The sequence below is a fragment of the Klebsiella sp. 10 genome (genome assembly GCF_018223925.1).
GTDB lineage: Bacteria > Pseudomonadota > Gammaproteobacteria > Enterobacterales > Enterobacteriaceae > Klebsiella > Klebsiella pneumoniae.
Genome location: NZ_JAGRRB010000012.1, coordinates 133,286 through 147,770 on the forward strand (window position 1 = coordinate 133,286; position 14,485 = coordinate 147,770).

14 protein-coding genes and 1 other RNA gene are annotated in these 14,485 nt (G+C 54.5%); 8 read left to right on the forward strand and 7 right to left on the reverse strand.

Annotated features, from left to right (window positions below):
• Positions 1–9 precede the first annotated feature (9 nt).
• From KHQ26_RS14125 to KHQ26_RS14135, 3 genes are read right to left on the reverse strand one after another with little or no spacing between them, the layout of a single operon-like run.
• A complete protein-coding gene (locus tag KHQ26_RS14125; protein WP_004149915.1) occupies positions 10–1,422 on the reverse strand; it encodes a PTS fructose transporter subunit IIC in 1,413 nt (470 codons plus the stop codon).
• Positions 1,423–1,432: 10 nt separating this feature from the next.
• Complete coding sequence (pfkB, locus tag KHQ26_RS14130) at positions 1,433–2,347, reverse strand: 1-phosphofructokinase (RefSeq protein ID WP_049123604.1); 915 nt, start codon at positions 2,345–2,347, stop codon at positions 1,433–1,435.
• A 24-nt stretch (positions 2,348–2,371) separates the two neighbouring features.
• Positions 2,372–3,226, reverse strand: coding sequence for a tagatose bisphosphate family class II aldolase (locus KHQ26_RS14135; protein WP_020803712.1), 855 nt, complete (start codon positions 3,224–3,226; stop codon positions 2,372–2,374).
• Positions 3,227–3,576: 350 nt separating this feature from the next.
• Between KHQ26_RS14135 and KHQ26_RS14140 the strand changes: the two genes are divergently transcribed.
• Together KHQ26_RS14140 and KHQ26_RS14145 are read left to right on the forward strand one after the other, a co-directional pair.
• Positions 3,577–4,380, forward strand: coding sequence for a DeoR/GlpR family DNA-binding transcription regulator (locus KHQ26_RS14140; RefSeq protein ID WP_004218217.1), 804 nt, complete (start codon positions 3,577–3,579; stop codon positions 4,378–4,380).
• Positions 4,380–5,330 (forward strand): sugar kinase, encoded by a 951-nt coding sequence (locus tag KHQ26_RS14145; RefSeq protein WP_002917963.1) that lies wholly within the window; start codon positions 4,380–4,382, stop codon positions 5,328–5,330. Before KHQ26_RS14140 ends, KHQ26_RS14145 begins: the two co-directional genes overlap by 1 nt.
• A gap of 54 nt (positions 5,331–5,384) precedes the next feature.
• Here KHQ26_RS14145 and garD read toward each other — a convergent pair whose 3' ends face one another.
• Complete coding sequence (gene garD / locus KHQ26_RS14150; protein WP_002917960.1) at positions 5,385–6,956, reverse strand: galactarate dehydratase; 1,572 nt, start codon at positions 6,954–6,956, stop codon at positions 5,385–5,387.
• 392 nt (positions 6,957–7,348) lie between these two features.
• Between garD and KHQ26_RS14155 the strand changes: the two genes are divergently transcribed.
• The 5 genes from KHQ26_RS14155 to rnpB all read left to right on the forward strand — a co-directional run bounded on the left by KHQ26_RS14155 (position 7,349) and on the right by rnpB (position 12,013).
• Positions 7,349–8,680 carry an MFS transporter gene (locus KHQ26_RS14155; RefSeq protein ID WP_004149911.1) on the forward strand — a complete coding sequence of 444 codons (1,332 nt, stop codon included), beginning with the start codon at positions 7,349–7,351 and terminating at the stop codon, positions 8,678–8,680.
• A 26-nt stretch (positions 8,681–8,706) separates the two neighbouring features.
• Positions 8,707–9,477, forward strand: coding sequence for a 2-dehydro-3-deoxyglucarate aldolase (garL, locus tag KHQ26_RS14160; RefSeq protein ID WP_004144873.1), 771 nt, complete (start codon positions 8,707–8,709; stop codon positions 9,475–9,477).
• A 26-nt stretch (positions 9,478–9,503) separates the two neighbouring features.
• Positions 9,504–10,394, forward strand: coding sequence for a 2-hydroxy-3-oxopropionate reductase (garR, locus tag KHQ26_RS14165; protein WP_002917952.1), 891 nt, complete (start codon positions 9,504–9,506; stop codon positions 10,392–10,394).
• Between the two features lie 64 nt (positions 10,395–10,458).
• Positions 10,459–11,598, forward strand: coding sequence for a glycerate 2-kinase (gene garK, locus KHQ26_RS14170; RefSeq protein ID WP_211777897.1), 1,140 nt, complete (start codon positions 10,459–10,461; stop codon positions 11,596–11,598).
• A gap of 32 nt (positions 11,599–11,630) precedes the next feature.
• An RNA gene (gene rnpB, locus KHQ26_RS14175) (RNase P RNA component class A) lies at positions 11,631–12,013 on the forward strand.
• 229 nt (positions 12,014–12,242) lie between these two features.
• Here rnpB and KHQ26_RS14180 read toward each other — a convergent pair.
• On the reverse strand, positions 12,243–12,707 hold the full coding sequence (locus KHQ26_RS14180; protein WP_004150939.1) for an OB-fold putative lipoprotein: 465 nt from the start codon (positions 12,705–12,707) through the stop codon (positions 12,243–12,245).
• A gap of 305 nt (positions 12,708–13,012) precedes the next feature.
• Between KHQ26_RS14180 and KHQ26_RS14185 the strand changes: the two genes are divergently transcribed.
• Positions 13,013–13,423, forward strand: coding sequence for a Spy/CpxP family protein refolding chaperone (locus KHQ26_RS14185; RefSeq protein ID WP_004149907.1), 411 nt, complete (start codon positions 13,013–13,015; stop codon positions 13,421–13,423).
• A 73-nt stretch (positions 13,424–13,496) separates the two neighbouring features.
• Here the strand turns inward: KHQ26_RS14185 and KHQ26_RS14190 are convergent, their stop codons facing one another.
• Positions 13,497–13,664, reverse strand: a complete 168-nt coding sequence (locus tag KHQ26_RS14190; protein ID WP_002917926.1) for a hypothetical protein — start codon at positions 13,662–13,664, stop codon at positions 13,497–13,499.
• Between the two features lie 24 nt (positions 13,665–13,688).
• Positions 13,689–14,390: a pirin family protein gene (locus KHQ26_RS14195; protein ID WP_002917925.1), complete on the reverse strand. Its 702-nt coding sequence runs from the start codon at positions 14,388–14,390 to the stop codon at positions 13,689–13,691.
• Positions 14,391–14,485 lie beyond the last annotated feature (95 nt).

Below are 14,485 nucleotides of genomic sequence, written 5' to 3' on the forward strand. Positions count from 1 at the left end.
GCTTGCTCCTTATTTCATGGCGCCAGCAAGAGCTGTCGCTTTGTCAGTGCGTTTTTGCCACAGCCGCCAGCATCCCAGCATAAGTGCCCCGCAGGCGGAACCGGCGAGAATGCACAGCACCCACATCAACGGTTTACTGACCAGCGGCAGGATTAAGAAGCCGCCGTGCGGTGCCGGAACCTGAATATGCAGGCTGTAGCTGAGTACCGCAGAAATTGAGGAGGCGATCATCATCATCGGGATCACCCGCAGCGGATCCTTGGCGGCAAAGGGAATCGCACCTTCGGTAATGTGCGTACAGCCGAGGATATAGTTGACCATCCCGGCGGCGCGTTCCTCCTCGCTAAAGCCTTTCGGAAAGAACGTGGTCGCCAGAGCGATGACCAGCGGCGGCGTGATGCAGGCGGCAGATACACCGGCCATAAAAAAGTAGTTACCTTGACCCAGCAGCAACGTACCGGTGACATAGGCCGCTTTGTTGACCGGCCCGCCGAAGTCGAAGGAGCACATTGCGCCTACCACGATCCCCAGCAGGATCGGGTTGGCTTCCTGTAAAGAGCTGAGCCAGTTCATCATGCCATTGTTGATCGCTGCCACCGGCTGGCCGAGCAGGACCATCATCACGCCGATCACCAGGACGCCTATCAGCGGCATAATAAAGATCGACTTCAGCCCTTCGTACTGGCGCGGCAGACCGTCGAGCAGATGACGGATCAGCAGCATAAAATACCCGGCGGCAAAACCGGCGATGATCCCACCGAGGAATCCGGCGCCTGTGGCGTTCGCCAGCAGACCGCCGACAAAACCGGCAACCATGCCAGGGCGGCCAGATATCGACCAGGCAATGTAGGCGGTAAACACCGGCACCATGATCGAGAACGCCTGCTGACCGACTTTCATCAGCGTGGCGGCAATCACATTATACTGCGGTGAATTCGGGTCGGCGGAGTAGATACCCCATAAGAAAGAAACAGCGATTAAGATCCCGCCGGCGACAACGAACGGTAGCATGTTGGAAACGCCGCTCATCAGATGTTTGTAAATCTGTCGGCCGAACGATTCTCGCTCATATTTCTCGTCTGGATCCGTTGCCGCGGAGAATCCCTGACGACGCGGCGCCTGACCGTTAACGACTTTATTAATTAATTCCGCCGGATGGTGAATGGCTTCTTTAACCGGCACCTCAATAACCGGTAAACCATTAAAACGTTCGGCATTAACATCTTTATCGGCAGCGATAATCACGCCATAAATATCCTTCAGGTCTTCCGGCGTAATGGCGTTTTCTACGCCGGAAGCGCCATTGGTTTCGACTTTTATTTCAACATTTAATTTTTTCGCTGCGGTTTTTAAGGCCTCTTCAGCCATAAATGTATGAGCAATACCTGTAGGGCAGCCGGTCACGGCAATAATTTTTTTCATAATCGGACCTTTATAATTGGACGATCTGAAGTTGTTGTAATAATTCTTGCGTACGGTTTAATTTACCCAGCCCGGCGGAGGCGGCCACATCAGCGCCGGTGGCGCTGGCCAGCGCCAGGGCCTGGGGAATATCGTCTGTGTTAAGCCAATGGCTGAGGAATGCACCCAGCGCGGCATCGCCGGCGCAGGCCGAGCTGACCAGTTCGATTTTCGGTGCCGAGCAGAACCACAGTTGCGCGCCGTTCGAAAAATAGAGCCCTTGCGCGCCAAGGGTCAGCAGAACATTGCGAGCCCCGAGCTGGTGGAGCGTTTGCATTGCTTCGCGTACCCGCCGGGGGCTGCTGACATCCAGACCAAAGATCTCTTTCAGCTCGTCGTCATTGGGCTTAATCAATAGCGGACGCCACTCCAACAGCTGGCGCAGCACCGGGTGGCTGATATCTAAGATGACTTCACACCCTTTTTGCTGACACAGCACCAGAATCTCGCTATAAAACCGGCTCTCTATTCCCGGTGGCAGACTGCCGCTGATAACTAAATAATCACCAGGCGTGACGCACTGTAAATGATGAAGAATTTGTTCTTTTCCTTCATCGTCAATCCGCGCGCCGGGATTTACCAGTTTGTATTCATCGCTGCCGTCGTTAATAAAAATATTAATACGGGTGGGTTCAGCGACCCATGCCGGCGTGACGTTAATATGCTGTTTGCGTAGTTCCTCAACGATATAGCGGCCGGTAAAACCGCCGAATATGCCCATGACATGGGTTGGCTGCTGGTAATGATGTAATACCAGCGAGACGTTAACCCCTTTACCATTCGGGCAATATTCCGTCTGCCGGGTGCGGTTGACTGCCGCCGGCTGGAGCGGATCGCAAAAGATATTCATATCAATCGCGGTATTCAGTGTCAGGGTGTGGATCACGACAAGGCTCCTTCGATCCGCTGATTACAGTTGTCCTTCGCAGCCACAAACGTGAATCACTTTGCGAACGACCTCTTTCATTGCCGCTTTCGCCGGTTTCATATAGTGGCGAGGATCGTTGGCGCCCGGATTTTCCAGGAAGTAGGCTTTCAGCGCATCCGAGAAAGCAATTTTTAGTTCGGTGGCGACGTTGACTTTGCAGACGCCCAGAGAAATGGCGCGGCGAATATCACTATCCGGCAGGCCGGAAGCGCCATGCAGGACCAGCGGAACGTCAACGCGGTCGCGAATAGCCGCCAGGCGCTCAAAATCAAGCTTCGGTTCGGCGGTGTAAAGGCCATGCGCGGTACCGATGGCAACGGCCAGCGAATCAATACCGGTACGAGCGACAAATTCGCGGGCCTGTTCGGGGTTGGTATAGAGCGCATCTTTAGCATCGACCACCAGATCGTCTTCTACCCCGCCCAGACGGCCCAGCTCGGCTTCTACGCTGGCATCATAGCGGTGGCTCAACTCCACCACGCTTTTTACCAGCGCCACGTTCTCTTCGAACGGCGAGTGAGAGCCATCGATCATGACCGAGCGGATCCCTGCCTGGACTTTGCGCGTGATATCAGCCAGATCCTCATGATGATCGAGGTGCAGAGCGAGCGGGAGATCCCACTTTTTCGCCAGATCGCGGGCGATCGCTACCACGTTGCCGGTGCCGGCATAGCTATAGGTACCGGGCGTGCCGGCAAGGATCAGGGGGGAGCGTAGCTCAGCTGCCGTTTCAACGACGACCTGCATGGTTTCGAGGTTATGGATATTGAAAGCCGGCACGGCATAACCCTGTCGTTGAGCTTTCAACAGCATGTTTTTACTGGAAATGATGTACATTTTAGTCCTCTACTTTCAGGCTGTAAGTTATTTGTCTCTAATAACCTTCAATTTGAAAGTAATGTAACGATCGTCTCGGCTTTTAGGTGTGATCAACCGCACACAATGATGAATTGATTTTTAAAATGAAAGTTAATAATATTTTTAATGTTTCTTTTTTAAAGTTTTCGCCGGGAAGGTGTGCTTTTGTAACAATATGATTATTATTGATTATTTTATTTATGGCGGAGTGGGTATACAGCCGCGGTTTGACATTGCACCAGGGAAATTTAAAAATGAAAGTTATTCCAGGAGAAAATAATAAGGCATAAACCGTGGCAAAACCGTCAACCAGCCTGCTGAAAAGGCGCTTGGACATCGCAGAGATCGTTCGTAAGAACGGCGAGATCAAAGTCGACGATCTGGCAGAAATGCTGGCTGTTTCCGGGGTGACAATCCGTAACGATCTCAACTACCTCGAGCAGCAGGGCTACTTGAAACGCTCTTTTGGCGGGGCGATTTATACCGCCCAGGCTGGCGCGCCGGTTGCGATGACCCGAGAAGCGCCTGCCGTCAGAGATAAAGCGCTGGAGACGGAAATGGCTCGCCAGGTGGCGGCGCAGATAGAAAATGGCGAAACGCTGTTTCTAGGCCAGGGTTCCATTTTGCGTAAAGTGATCCCCTTTCTGGCCAACAGAGAAGAGCTTTGCCTGCTATTAAATGATCTGGGCCACGTCGCGCTGGCGCAGGAGTTTTTAAATGGGGAAACCGTTCTGCTTGGCGGGGTGTTGTCCGGTCAGGGGCGGATTGTGGAGGGCGAACTGGCGCTGAAGGCGTTGGGTCATTACCGCCCTTCACGTGCGCTGATAGCGGTGGACCACATTGCTGAAGACGGCACGCTAAGCGTGCGTAACGAGGTTACGGCACATTTGTTAAGCGAAGCGGTGGCCCAGAGTAAACGAGTCATTGCGATTGTCGCTTCCCGGCCGGTCTATGGCGAGAAACGTTATGCTGTGGGTGAATTACAGCAGATCAGCAGCGTCGTGACCCCTCAGGTCGTCGCGGCAGAGTACCATGCCTGCTTCCTCGCCGCGGGTTTGACCAACAGCTATACCAACAATGAATGCCTGACATGGCTCAACACGGCTTTGCATAAGACAAACCAGGAGCGGTGATGAACGTAACCATTTGCACCATCGGCGAGCTGCTGGTGGAGTTTCTCGCCAAGGAAGAGAATCAGGGGTTTTCCCGTCCCGGTGAATTTTGGGGGCCCTATCCCAGCGGGGCGCCGGCAATATTTGCCGATCAGGTGGCAAAGCTGGGTTTCGGCTCCGTGTTGTTTAGCTGTGTGGGCAACGACGCATTTGGCGAGATGAATATTGCGCGGCTGGAGAAAGACGGCGTCAACGTCAACGGCATCGCTATGCTGCAGAAAGCGACTACCGGTAGCGCCTTCGTCAGCTATCGTAGCCAGGCGCAGCGCGATTTTATTTTTAATATGCCTAACAGCGCCTGCGGTCTGCTGACTGCCGACCACATTGACGAAGCGTTGCTAAATCAGTGTCAGCATTTTCATATTATGGGGTCATCGCTATTCTCGTTCCGTATTATCGATGCGATGCGTAAAGCGATTGAAAACATTAAAGGCCGCAGCGGCACAGTATCGTTCGACCCAAATATTCGCAAAGAGATGCTGAACATCCCGGAGATGTCGCAGGCCTTTGAATATATTCTCGACTACACCGATATCTTCCTGCCGAGCGATGGCGAGCTGGATTACTTTGGTCTCAATCCGGAACGCAATGAGCAGGTCCTGGTTGATAAGCTACTGAAACGCGGCGTGAAGCATGTGGTGATTAAACGCGGGCCGCGTGGCGCAAGCTACTTTAGCGCCAACGAGACGCACCATGTCGCCGGCTTCAGCGTGCCGGTGGTGGATCCGACTGGTGCCGGGGATTGCTTTGGCGCCACTTTTGTTAGTCTGTTCCTCAATGGCGCCACGCCCCGGGAGGCGCTGAGATGGGCAAACGCCAGCGGCTCGCTGGCGATTAGCCAACGCGGCCCCATGGAAGGCACCTCGACGCAGGCGGAGATCAGCGCTTTTCTTGCCGCCCAGCATCCCTAACCAACAAGCCCGGATAGATCCGGGCTAAAAGTGGTTAAATCCTTACGCTCTCGATCAGGTTACCGGCGCCGGGTTAAATACCGCCAGCTGGTTGTGCAGGCCCCATTGATCGGAGAAGGTTTTTTTGCGTCCGCTGGCGACGTCGAGAATAAATTCGAACAGCTTCCGCCCGACATCCTCAATCGTCTCTTCGCCAGTGGCGATGGTCCCGGCGTTAATGTCCATTAAGTCATACCAGCGGTTGGCCAGCTCGGTACGGGTCGCCATTTTTATCACCGGTACCGCCATCAGTCCGTACGGCGTACCGCGACCGGTGGTGAATACCTGCACCGTGATGCCAGAGGCTACCTGCTGGGTGCCGCAGACAAAATCGCTGGCGGGGGTTGCGGCGTAAATGAGGCCGCGTTTGGTCGGACGCTGCCCCGGAGAGAGCACCTCAACGATGGCGCTTTTCCCTGATTTGGCAATCGACCCCAGCGCTTTTTCCACCACGTTGGCCAGACCGCCTTTCTTGTTGCCGGGGGAGGGGTTGGCGCTGCGGTCGGTTTTGCCCATATCAAGATAGTTATCGTACCAGGCCATCTCTTCCAGCAGACGTTTACCGACCTCTTCGTTAATCGCCCGCGGCGTCAACAGATGAATGGCGTCGCGTACTTCGGTCACTTCTGAGAACATCACCGTCGCGCCGCAGCGCACCAGCAGGTCGGACGCGTAACCTACCGCCGGGTTGGCGGTCACGCCTGAAAAGGCGTCGCTGCCGCCGCACTGCATCCCGACCACCAGCTCAGAGGCCGGGCAGGTTTCCCGCTGGCGCTGGTTCAGTTTCGCCAGGTGGCGCTCGGCGACCTGCAGAATGTCATCGACCATCGATTTAAAACCAACATGCTTTTCATCCTGCAGGCTGACGATGCTGGCGCTGTCCACCGGGATACTTTTGACGTCTTCCGTGCCCTGCAGCAGGCGTTCCGGCTGCAGCTTCTCACAGCCGAGGCCAATGACCATCACCTCGCCGCCGAAGTTTGGGTTGAGGGCGATATTATGAATGGTGCGAATCGGCACTACCGCCGCCGGCGCATTAATCGCCACGCCGCAGCCGTAGAGATGATTCAGGCCCACCACGCCATCGACGTTGGGATAGTTTGGCAGCAGGTCGCGTTCAATGATTTTAACCACGTAATCGACCACGCCAGCGACGCAGTGCACGCTGGTGGTAATACCCAGCAGATTCTTGGTACCCACGCTGCCGTCAGCATTGCGGTAGCCTTCGAAGGTGTAACCTTCCAGCGGCGGTAGCGGTTCAGGCACTTTAGTGGCCAGCGGCAGGGTATTCAGCGGCGGGGCGGTGGGCAGCTCCACCAGCGACTCGTCAATCCAGCTTCCCTGCGGGATATCGCGTACGGCATAGCCAATGACTTCGCCGTAGCGGATGATTTCACCATGGGCGGGGATATCCACCAGGGCAACTTTGTGACCCTGCGGGATATGCTCGACGAGCGTCAGGCCGTCCGGGAAACGCGTTCCGGCGGTTAAGCCGCGATCGTTGACAATAATCGCCACATTATCTGTCGGGTCAACTTTAATATAAAACGCGGTCGGCGATTGTTGTCGAATTGCAATGTCAGCCATTGTCCAGTCATCTCCAAACAGGTGCTAATAATAAAATAAAACGCTAATTCATTTGCTACGTATCAGTATGATGGAATAAAGGATGTCAGCTGAGTTGATTTTAAAATGTGATCGTCATCACTCCTTTTTATGACGCTAACCTCTGCAGGGCAGGCAATCGTAAGAAGTGTGGATTAGCGCCCATGACTTATGGCATAAGCACAATTATGGCTTTAAATAATAACTTTATATTGTGGGTATGCATAGTGTCTGGCGGGGGCGTGCTGATTATACTGAGTCATGTTTTTGAGGTGATCGATATGCGAATAGACAGTTTCAATATCGTCTTTTAAATAAATCAGAAACCACTTAAAACAATTATAAAAGGTGTTCTGTGCCCGAGGAATGTCTAAATGATTTTGGATTCTACATTAGATGAAAAAAAAGGAATACCGACCCGCTATTTAATTCTGTTGATGATATTTGTGGTGACGGCAGTGAACTATGGCGACCGCGCGACCTTGTCTATCGCCGGTACTGAAGTCGCGAAAGAGCTGGGGCTCAGCGCGGTGTCGATGGGATACATTTTTTCCGCCTTCGGCTGGGCTTATCTGCTGATGCAGATCCCTGGCGGCTGGCTGCTGGATAAATTTGGCTCGAAAAAGGTTTACTCATACAGTCTGTTTTTCTGGTCACTGTTTACCTTCCTGCAAGGCTTTATTGATGTGTTCCCGCTCGCCTGGGCCGGGGTCTCCATGTTCTTTATGCGTTTTATGCTGGGCTTTTCCGAAGCGCCCTCGTTTCCCGCCAACGCCCGCATTGTGGCGGCCTGGTTTCCGGCCAAAGAGCGGGGTACGGCTTCAGCTATCTTTAATGCCGCTCAGTACTTCTCGCTGGCTCTGTTCTCGCCGCTGCTCGGCTGGCTGACCTTCGCGCTGGGCTGGGAACATGTCTTTACCGTGATGGGGATAATAGGGTTTGTGCTCACCATCATCTGGGTGAAGTTTGTGCATAACCCCACCGATCATCCGCGAATGTCCGCCGCGGAGCTGAAATATATCTCAGAAGGCGGCGCAGTGGTCGATATGGACCATAAAAAAGAGGCCACCCCGGCGGCCGGGCCGAAGATGGACTATATCCGCCAGTTGCTGACTAACCGAATGATGTTAGGCGTATTTTTCGGTCAGTATTTCCTGAATACCATTACATGGTTCTTCCTGACGTGGTTTCCGATCTACCTCGTGCAGGACAAGGGAATGTCGATTCTGAAAGTGGGGTTTGTGGCTTCGATTCCGGCGCTGTTTGGCTTTGCTGGCGGCGTACTGGGCGGGCTGTTTTCGGATTATCTGATTGGCCGCGGCTGCACGCTGACTTTTGCGCGTAAGCTGCCCATTGTGCTGGGAATGCTGCTGGCGTCGTCCATCATCCTGTGTAACTACACGGCCAGCACGCCGCTGGTCATTACGCTGATGGCGCTGGCGTTCTTTGGCAAAGGCTTTGGCGCGCTGGGCTGGCCGGTTATCTCGGATGTCGCGCCGAAGGAGATTGTTGGCCTGTGCGGCGGGGTATTCAACGTCTTTGGCAATGTGGCCTCGATCGCCACGCCGCTGGTTATTGGCTATATCGTGAGCGAACTGCACTCATTTAATGGCGCACTGATTTTTGTTGGCGGCTCCGCGCTGATGATGATGGTCTGCTACCTGTTTGTGGTTGGCGATATCAAACGTATGGAATTGCAGAAGTAAGCAACGATTAACGCAAGGTAAAAATCATGGATAACGCAATTTTTCCGAACAAATTTAAGGCCGCGCTGGCGGCGCATCAGGTGCAGATTGGCTGCTGGTGCGCTTTGGCTAACCCGATTAGCACCGAGGTGCTGGGTCTGGCGGGGTTCGACTGGCTGGTGCTGGACGCGGAACACGCGCCAAACGACGTCACCACGCTCATTCCGCAGCTGATGGCCCTGAAAGGTAGCTCCAGCGCGCAGGTAGTCCGTGTGCCGACCAATGAACCCATCATCATCAAGCGCATGCTGGACATCGGCTTCTATAACTTCCTGGTGCCGTTTGTCGAGACGGCTGAACAGGCGGCGCAGGCGGTGGCTTCGACCCGTTATCCGCCGGAAGGGATCCGCGGGGTCTCCGTTTCCCACCGCGGCAATATGTTTGGCACCGTGCCGGACTACTTCGCCCAGTCCAACAAGAACATTTCCATTCTGGTGCAGATTGAGAGCCAGACCGGAGTGGACAACGTCGAGGCGATTGCCGCGACCGAGGGCGTGGACGGTGTGTTTGTCGGCCCGAGCGACCTGGCCGCCGCCTTAGGCCATTTGGGCAATGCCTCCCATCCTGAGGTGCAGCGCGCTATCCAACATATCTTCGCCAGCGCGAAGAAGCACGGTAAGCCAAGCGGCATTCTGGCGCCAGTGGAAGCCGATGCGCGCCGCTATCTGGAATGGGGCGCGACCTTCGTCGCCGTTGGCAGCGATCTGGGCGTCTTCCGTTCTGCAACCCAGAAACTTGCCGACGCGTTTAAAAAATAATCACCAGGATGAAGAGAGAGAACATTATGACAATCAAAGTAGGTTTTATCGGTCTTGGCATTATGGGCAAACCGATGAGCAAAAATTTGCTGAAAGCGGGTTACTCGCTGGTGGTGTCTGACCGTAACCCGGAAGCGATTGCCGACGTGATCGCCGCTGGCGCTGAGACCGCGACGACGCCGAAAGCGATTGCCGAACAGTGCGAGGTGATCATCACCATGCTGCCGAACTCTCCGCATGTTAAAGAGGTGGCGCTGGGTGAAAACGGCATTATTGAAGGGGCGAAACCGGGCACCGTGGTGATCGATATGAGCTCCATTGCGCCGCTGGCGAGTCGGGAAATCAGCGAAGCGCTGAAAGCCAAAGGTATTGATATGCTGGATGCGCCGGTGAGCGGCGGCGAACCGAAAGCCATCGACGGCACGCTGTCGGTCATGGTCGGCGGCGATAAAGCGATCTTCGATAAATACTACGATCTGATGAAAGCGATGGCCGGCTCCGTAGTGCATACCGGCGATATTGGCGCGGGCAACGTCACCAAACTGGCTAACCAGGTGATTGTCGCGCTGAACATCGCGGCGATGTCTGAAGCGCTGACCCTGGCGACTAAAGCCGGCGTCAATCCGGATCTGGTTTATCAGGCTATTCGCGGCGGTCTGGCGGGCAGTACCGTGCTGGATGCGAAAGCCCCGATGGTGATGGACCGTAACTTCAAACCGGGTTTCCGTATCGACCTGCATATTAAAGATCTGGCCAATGCGTTGGATACCTCACACGGCGTGGGCGCCCAACTGCCGCTGACGGCGGCGGTGATGGAGATGATGCAGGCGCTGCGCGCGGACGGTCTCGGCACTGCAGACCATAGCGCGCTGGCGTGCTATTACGAAAAACTGGCGAAAGTGGAAGTCACTCGCTAACAAGAAGGGCGCCCTGCGCGCCCTGTTATGCTTGCCTTGCGCGGCACTGTCAGGCTACAAAATTATGAAAATCGTCATTGCCCCAGACTCTTACAAAGAAAGCCTTTCTGCCAGCGAGGTAGCTCAGGCGATAGAAAAAGGATTTCGGGAAATTTTCCCTGATGCACAGTATGTTTCCCTGCCCGTCGCCGACGGCGGCGAGGGAACGGTGGAAGCCATGATTGCCGCCACGCAGGGAAAGGAACATTTCGCATGGGTAACGGGTCCGCTGGGTGAGAGAGTGAAGGCCTGCTGGGGCATGTCCGGCGACGGCGTCACCGCGTTTATTGAGATGGCGGCAGCCAGCGGTCTGGGGCTCGTTCCGCCCGACAAACGTAACCCGCTCATCACCACTTCACGGGGTACCGGGGAGCTAATATTACAGGCGCTGGAGCATGGTGCGGAACGGATCATTATCGGCATCGGCGGTAGTGCGACCAACGACGGTGGGGCGGGTATGATGCAGGNNGCCCGCCTCTGTGACGCCGAGGGACAAGAGCTCGGCCATGGCGGGGGCAGTTTGAGCCGTCTGAGCCGGATCGATCTTTCCGCCATCGATCCGCGCTTACGTGACAGGATGATCCACGTGGCCTGCGATGTTACCAATCCGCTGGTGGGCGAGCGTGGGGCGTCGCGGATCTTTGGCCCACAGAAAGGGGCGACCGAGGCGATGATCGTCGAGCTGGATCGTAATCTGGCGCATTATGCCGACGTCATTAAGGCGTCGCTGCAGGTGGACGTGAAGTCGATCCCTGGCGCGGGAGCGGCCGGCGGCATGGGCGCGGCGCTGATGGCCTTTCTCAATGCGGAGCTGCGCAGCGGGATTGAGATCGTTACCGAGGCGCTGAAGCTGGAAGAGCAGATCCATGACTGCTCACTGGTGGTCACCGGGGAAGGGCGGCTCGATAGCCAGTCTGTTCACGGTAAGGTGCCGGTGGGGGTGGCTCGGGTGGCGAAGAAATACCGTAAGCCGGTGATCGGTATTGCTGGCAGCTTGGCTCACGATGTCGGCGTGGTTCACCAGCACGGTATCGATGCCGTATTCAGCGTGTTAACTTCCGTTTCGACGCTGGAAGAGGCATTTCGCGGGGCGTTTGATAATATTTACCGGGCGTCGCGTAATATTGCTGCCACCCTGCAGGTTGGGATGACCACTGAGGGATGACAACGGGCGGTAAACCCTCTATACTGCGCGCCGAAGCTGACCAGACAGTCGCCGCTTCGTCGTCGTCCTCCTTCGGGGGGAGACGGGCGGAGGGGAGGAAAGTCCGGGCTCCATAGGGCAAGGTGCCAGGTAACGCCTGGGGGGTGTCACAGCCCACGACCAGTGCAACAGAGAGCAAACCGCCGATGGCCCGCGCAAGCGGGATCAGGTAAGGGTGAAAGGGTGCGGTAAGAGCGCACCGCGCGGCTGGTAACAGTCCGCGGCACGGTAAACTCCACCCGGAGCAAGGCCAAATAGGGGTTCATAAGGTACGGCCCGTACTGAACCCGGGTAGGCTGCTTGAGCCAGTGAGCGATTGCTGGCCTAGATGAATGACTGTCCACGACAGAACCCGGCTTATCGGTCAGTTTCACCTTTTACGCAAAAGCCCCGCTCCGGCGGGGTTTTTGCTATTCGAATAGCGGAGAAAGGATGAATAACTGTCCACGACGCTATACCAAAAGAACGCGGCTCATCGGTCAGTTTCACCTTTTTTATGTCAAAACCCCGCTTCGGCGGGGTTTTTGCTATCTGAACCCGTGACGCGGATGAATAACTGTCCACGACGCTATACCAAAAGAAGGCGGCTTATCGGTCAGCTACCGTTATTTAACCACCTTAGGATTCTGTAGCGTCGGGATCGTGGAATCTTGCACCTGATGAACCTGGCCGACGATCGTAGCGACGCTGCCGTTGCTTAAAGCCTCTACGTCTGCGCTGTTATGCGAGCCAAAATTAAAGGTAAGACGTTTATCCGTTTTATTCTGTTCATCTCGCATGGTCACGATAAAATAGTAGCTGCCGGCGATACCGCTCTTCCGACGAATGTCGACAATCACCCCGCGTACCTTGACCCATTTACCCAGATAATCGCTGCTGGCCTTCGCCGGGTTGAGAGTAAACGGCTGCAGGAACTGAGCCACTGAATACGTCTGCATCGAAGCGACGGCGTCATCTCCGGGTTGAAATAATTTGTCTCCCGCGGAATAAAAGGCTTTAGAAGCCAGGCCGCAGCCGCTTAACAGCGAGATGACAAAAACCAGCGGTAATACGCGAAAACGTAATAACATCTCAATCTCCTTATCTATTTTTAAATGATATCCTTGATGCGCTGGATAACGTAATATGCGCTAATTAAATTAAAGGAAAAGTCACCGCTGTCAAATATTTTGCCTGCTGTTGAAATTAAAATAAAAACTGGTGATGTTAGGGCGTCAAATATATAAGTTAACACAGTATTCATATTTTATATGTTTTAGTGAAGTATATTAGTGCTGTGGATATATAATGTTTGGCTATCATTTTTTACATTTATTCACTGCGCCCTGGAAAATAATAATCCGCTATTTCTGCCACCTTTACTTCAGGAAAAAAAATGAAATTGATAACCCGTATTGCCTTTGCCACGCTGTTGACCACCGGTTTCTCTATCACGGCTCAGGCCGCAGACGTTAAGGCGGCGCCAGCACCGGCGCAGGATCCTATTGTTCAGCACTTAAAACTTACCAACGATCAGGTCGCGAAAATTAAAAGCCTGCATCAGCAGTTGGAGAGTAATGTCCAGCAGATTTCCCAACAGGAAATTAAAGACGGGGCTCTGATAAACGTAATTGATTCCGGTAAATGGGATGAAAAAGCGGTCAACGATCAGCTGGCGGCCTTCAGCAAGATTGATCAGCAGGTGCGTTATTACCGCGTGAAGTACTATTTTGAGGTGAATAAGGTACTGACGCCGGAGCAGCGCACGCAGGTGAAAAAAGATCTTGCCGACGCGCTGAGTGAATAATGCCATCGGCCCCTCGCGGGGCCGATATCTTCTTCAGGCCATTAATGAAAATCAACCCAGCCATTTTGCCGTTTCAGGCGAGACTTTCTTCATCCCGCAGGCGGATCTCCGCTTCGGCAACAATGGCTTCCAGTTCGCTAAGCATCTCATCATAACCAAAGCTGGCGGCCCCGGCGACTTGCGGTTGCACCGGGGCTAACGGCGTTGGTGACGCCTTTTTTCTGTTTTTCTTCTTACTCACTGACAGACTCCATCACTTCCGTTGTTACACCGGTAAATCTATCAGCAAAGCGCGCAGCGGCGTATCGGCGACGAGGGTAATGTTAGCTTCGTCACGAATAAATGCGCCGTCACCGCAGGTGAGAGCCTGCTTTTGCTGTTCCTGTGCGACGGCATGGACGGAGCCGTGAATCGACTGCAGGTAGGCGCGTGGACCATGTAATTGCACGTTGATCTGCTCACCTTTCTCCAGCGCGATATGGTAGACCCAGGCCTGTTGGCGAAGCTGGAGGCTGTTATCCCCGCCCTCCGGAGAGGCCAGCAGCTGCAGCGTCGCGTCTGCGACATTGATTTTCTGCTGCAGCGGGTTTTCCCGCTGCGGGCAGGCATCAAGCCAAAGTTGCATTCGCGTTAACGACTGCTCTTTACTCAGATTATGCTCGCTATAGCTCACGCCAGGCTGGGTGGCGATCAGCAGCGCTTCACCGGCTTTGGCCTGCACGTGGTTGCCGTCGCTGTCGCGATACTCCGCTTCGCCTTCCAGAATCAGGTTCAGGATATCGACTTTTGGGTACGTTCTGGCCTGGAAGGAAGCGCCGGGCGCCAGCACTTCCTGGTTGAGGACGCGCAAGGATGCGAAGCCCAGTAATTTCGGGTCGAAGTAGTGGCCAAAGGAGAAGGTGTAGCGGGCCTGCAGCCAGCCGAAGTCTGCTTGTCCGCATTGTTTGGCTGTTCGGGTAGTAATCATGTTCTTGACCTCTCTTTACACTAAATCAATGGTAAAGGTATGGACGCTGTATTGTTAGCCAGATATTCTGCCCGGTATGTTCAAATTTCCTGAAT

Coding starts and splice junctions, on each gene's coding strand:
- garL (WP_004144873.1), top strand. CDS start 8,707: ATGGATAACGCAATTTTTCCGAACAAATTTAAGGCCGCGCTGGCGGCG.
- KHQ26_RS14155 (WP_004149911.1), top strand. CDS start 7,349: ATGATTTTGGATTCTACATTAGATGAAAAAAAAGGAATACCGACCCGC.
- garR (WP_002917952.1), top strand. CDS start 9,504: ATGACAATCAAAGTAGGTTTTATCGGTCTTGGCATTATGGGCAAACCG.
- KHQ26_RS14180 (WP_004150939.1), bottom strand. CDS start 12,707: ATGTTATTACGTTTTCGCGTATTACCGCTGGTTTTTGTCATCTCGCTG.
- KHQ26_RS14125 (WP_004149915.1), bottom strand. CDS start 1,422: ATGAAAAAAATTATTGCCGTGACCGGCTGCCCTACAGGTATTGCTCAT.
- KHQ26_RS14135 (WP_020803712.1), bottom strand. CDS start 3,226: ATGTACATCATTTCCAGTAAAAACATGCTGTTGAAAGCTCAACGACAG.
- KHQ26_RS14185 (WP_004149907.1), top strand. CDS start 13,013: ATGAAATTGATAACCCGTATTGCCTTTGCCACGCTGTTGACCACCGGT.
- KHQ26_RS14195 (WP_002917925.1), bottom strand. CDS start 14,390: ATGATTACTACCCGAACAGCCAAACAATGCGGACAAGCAGACTTCGGC.
- garD (WP_002917960.1), bottom strand. CDS start 6,956: ATGGCTGACATTGCAATTCGACAACAATCGCCGACCGCGTTTTATATT.
- KHQ26_RS14145 (WP_002917963.1), top strand. CDS start 4,380: ATGAACGTAACCATTTGCACCATCGGCGAGCTGCTGGTGGAGTTTCTC.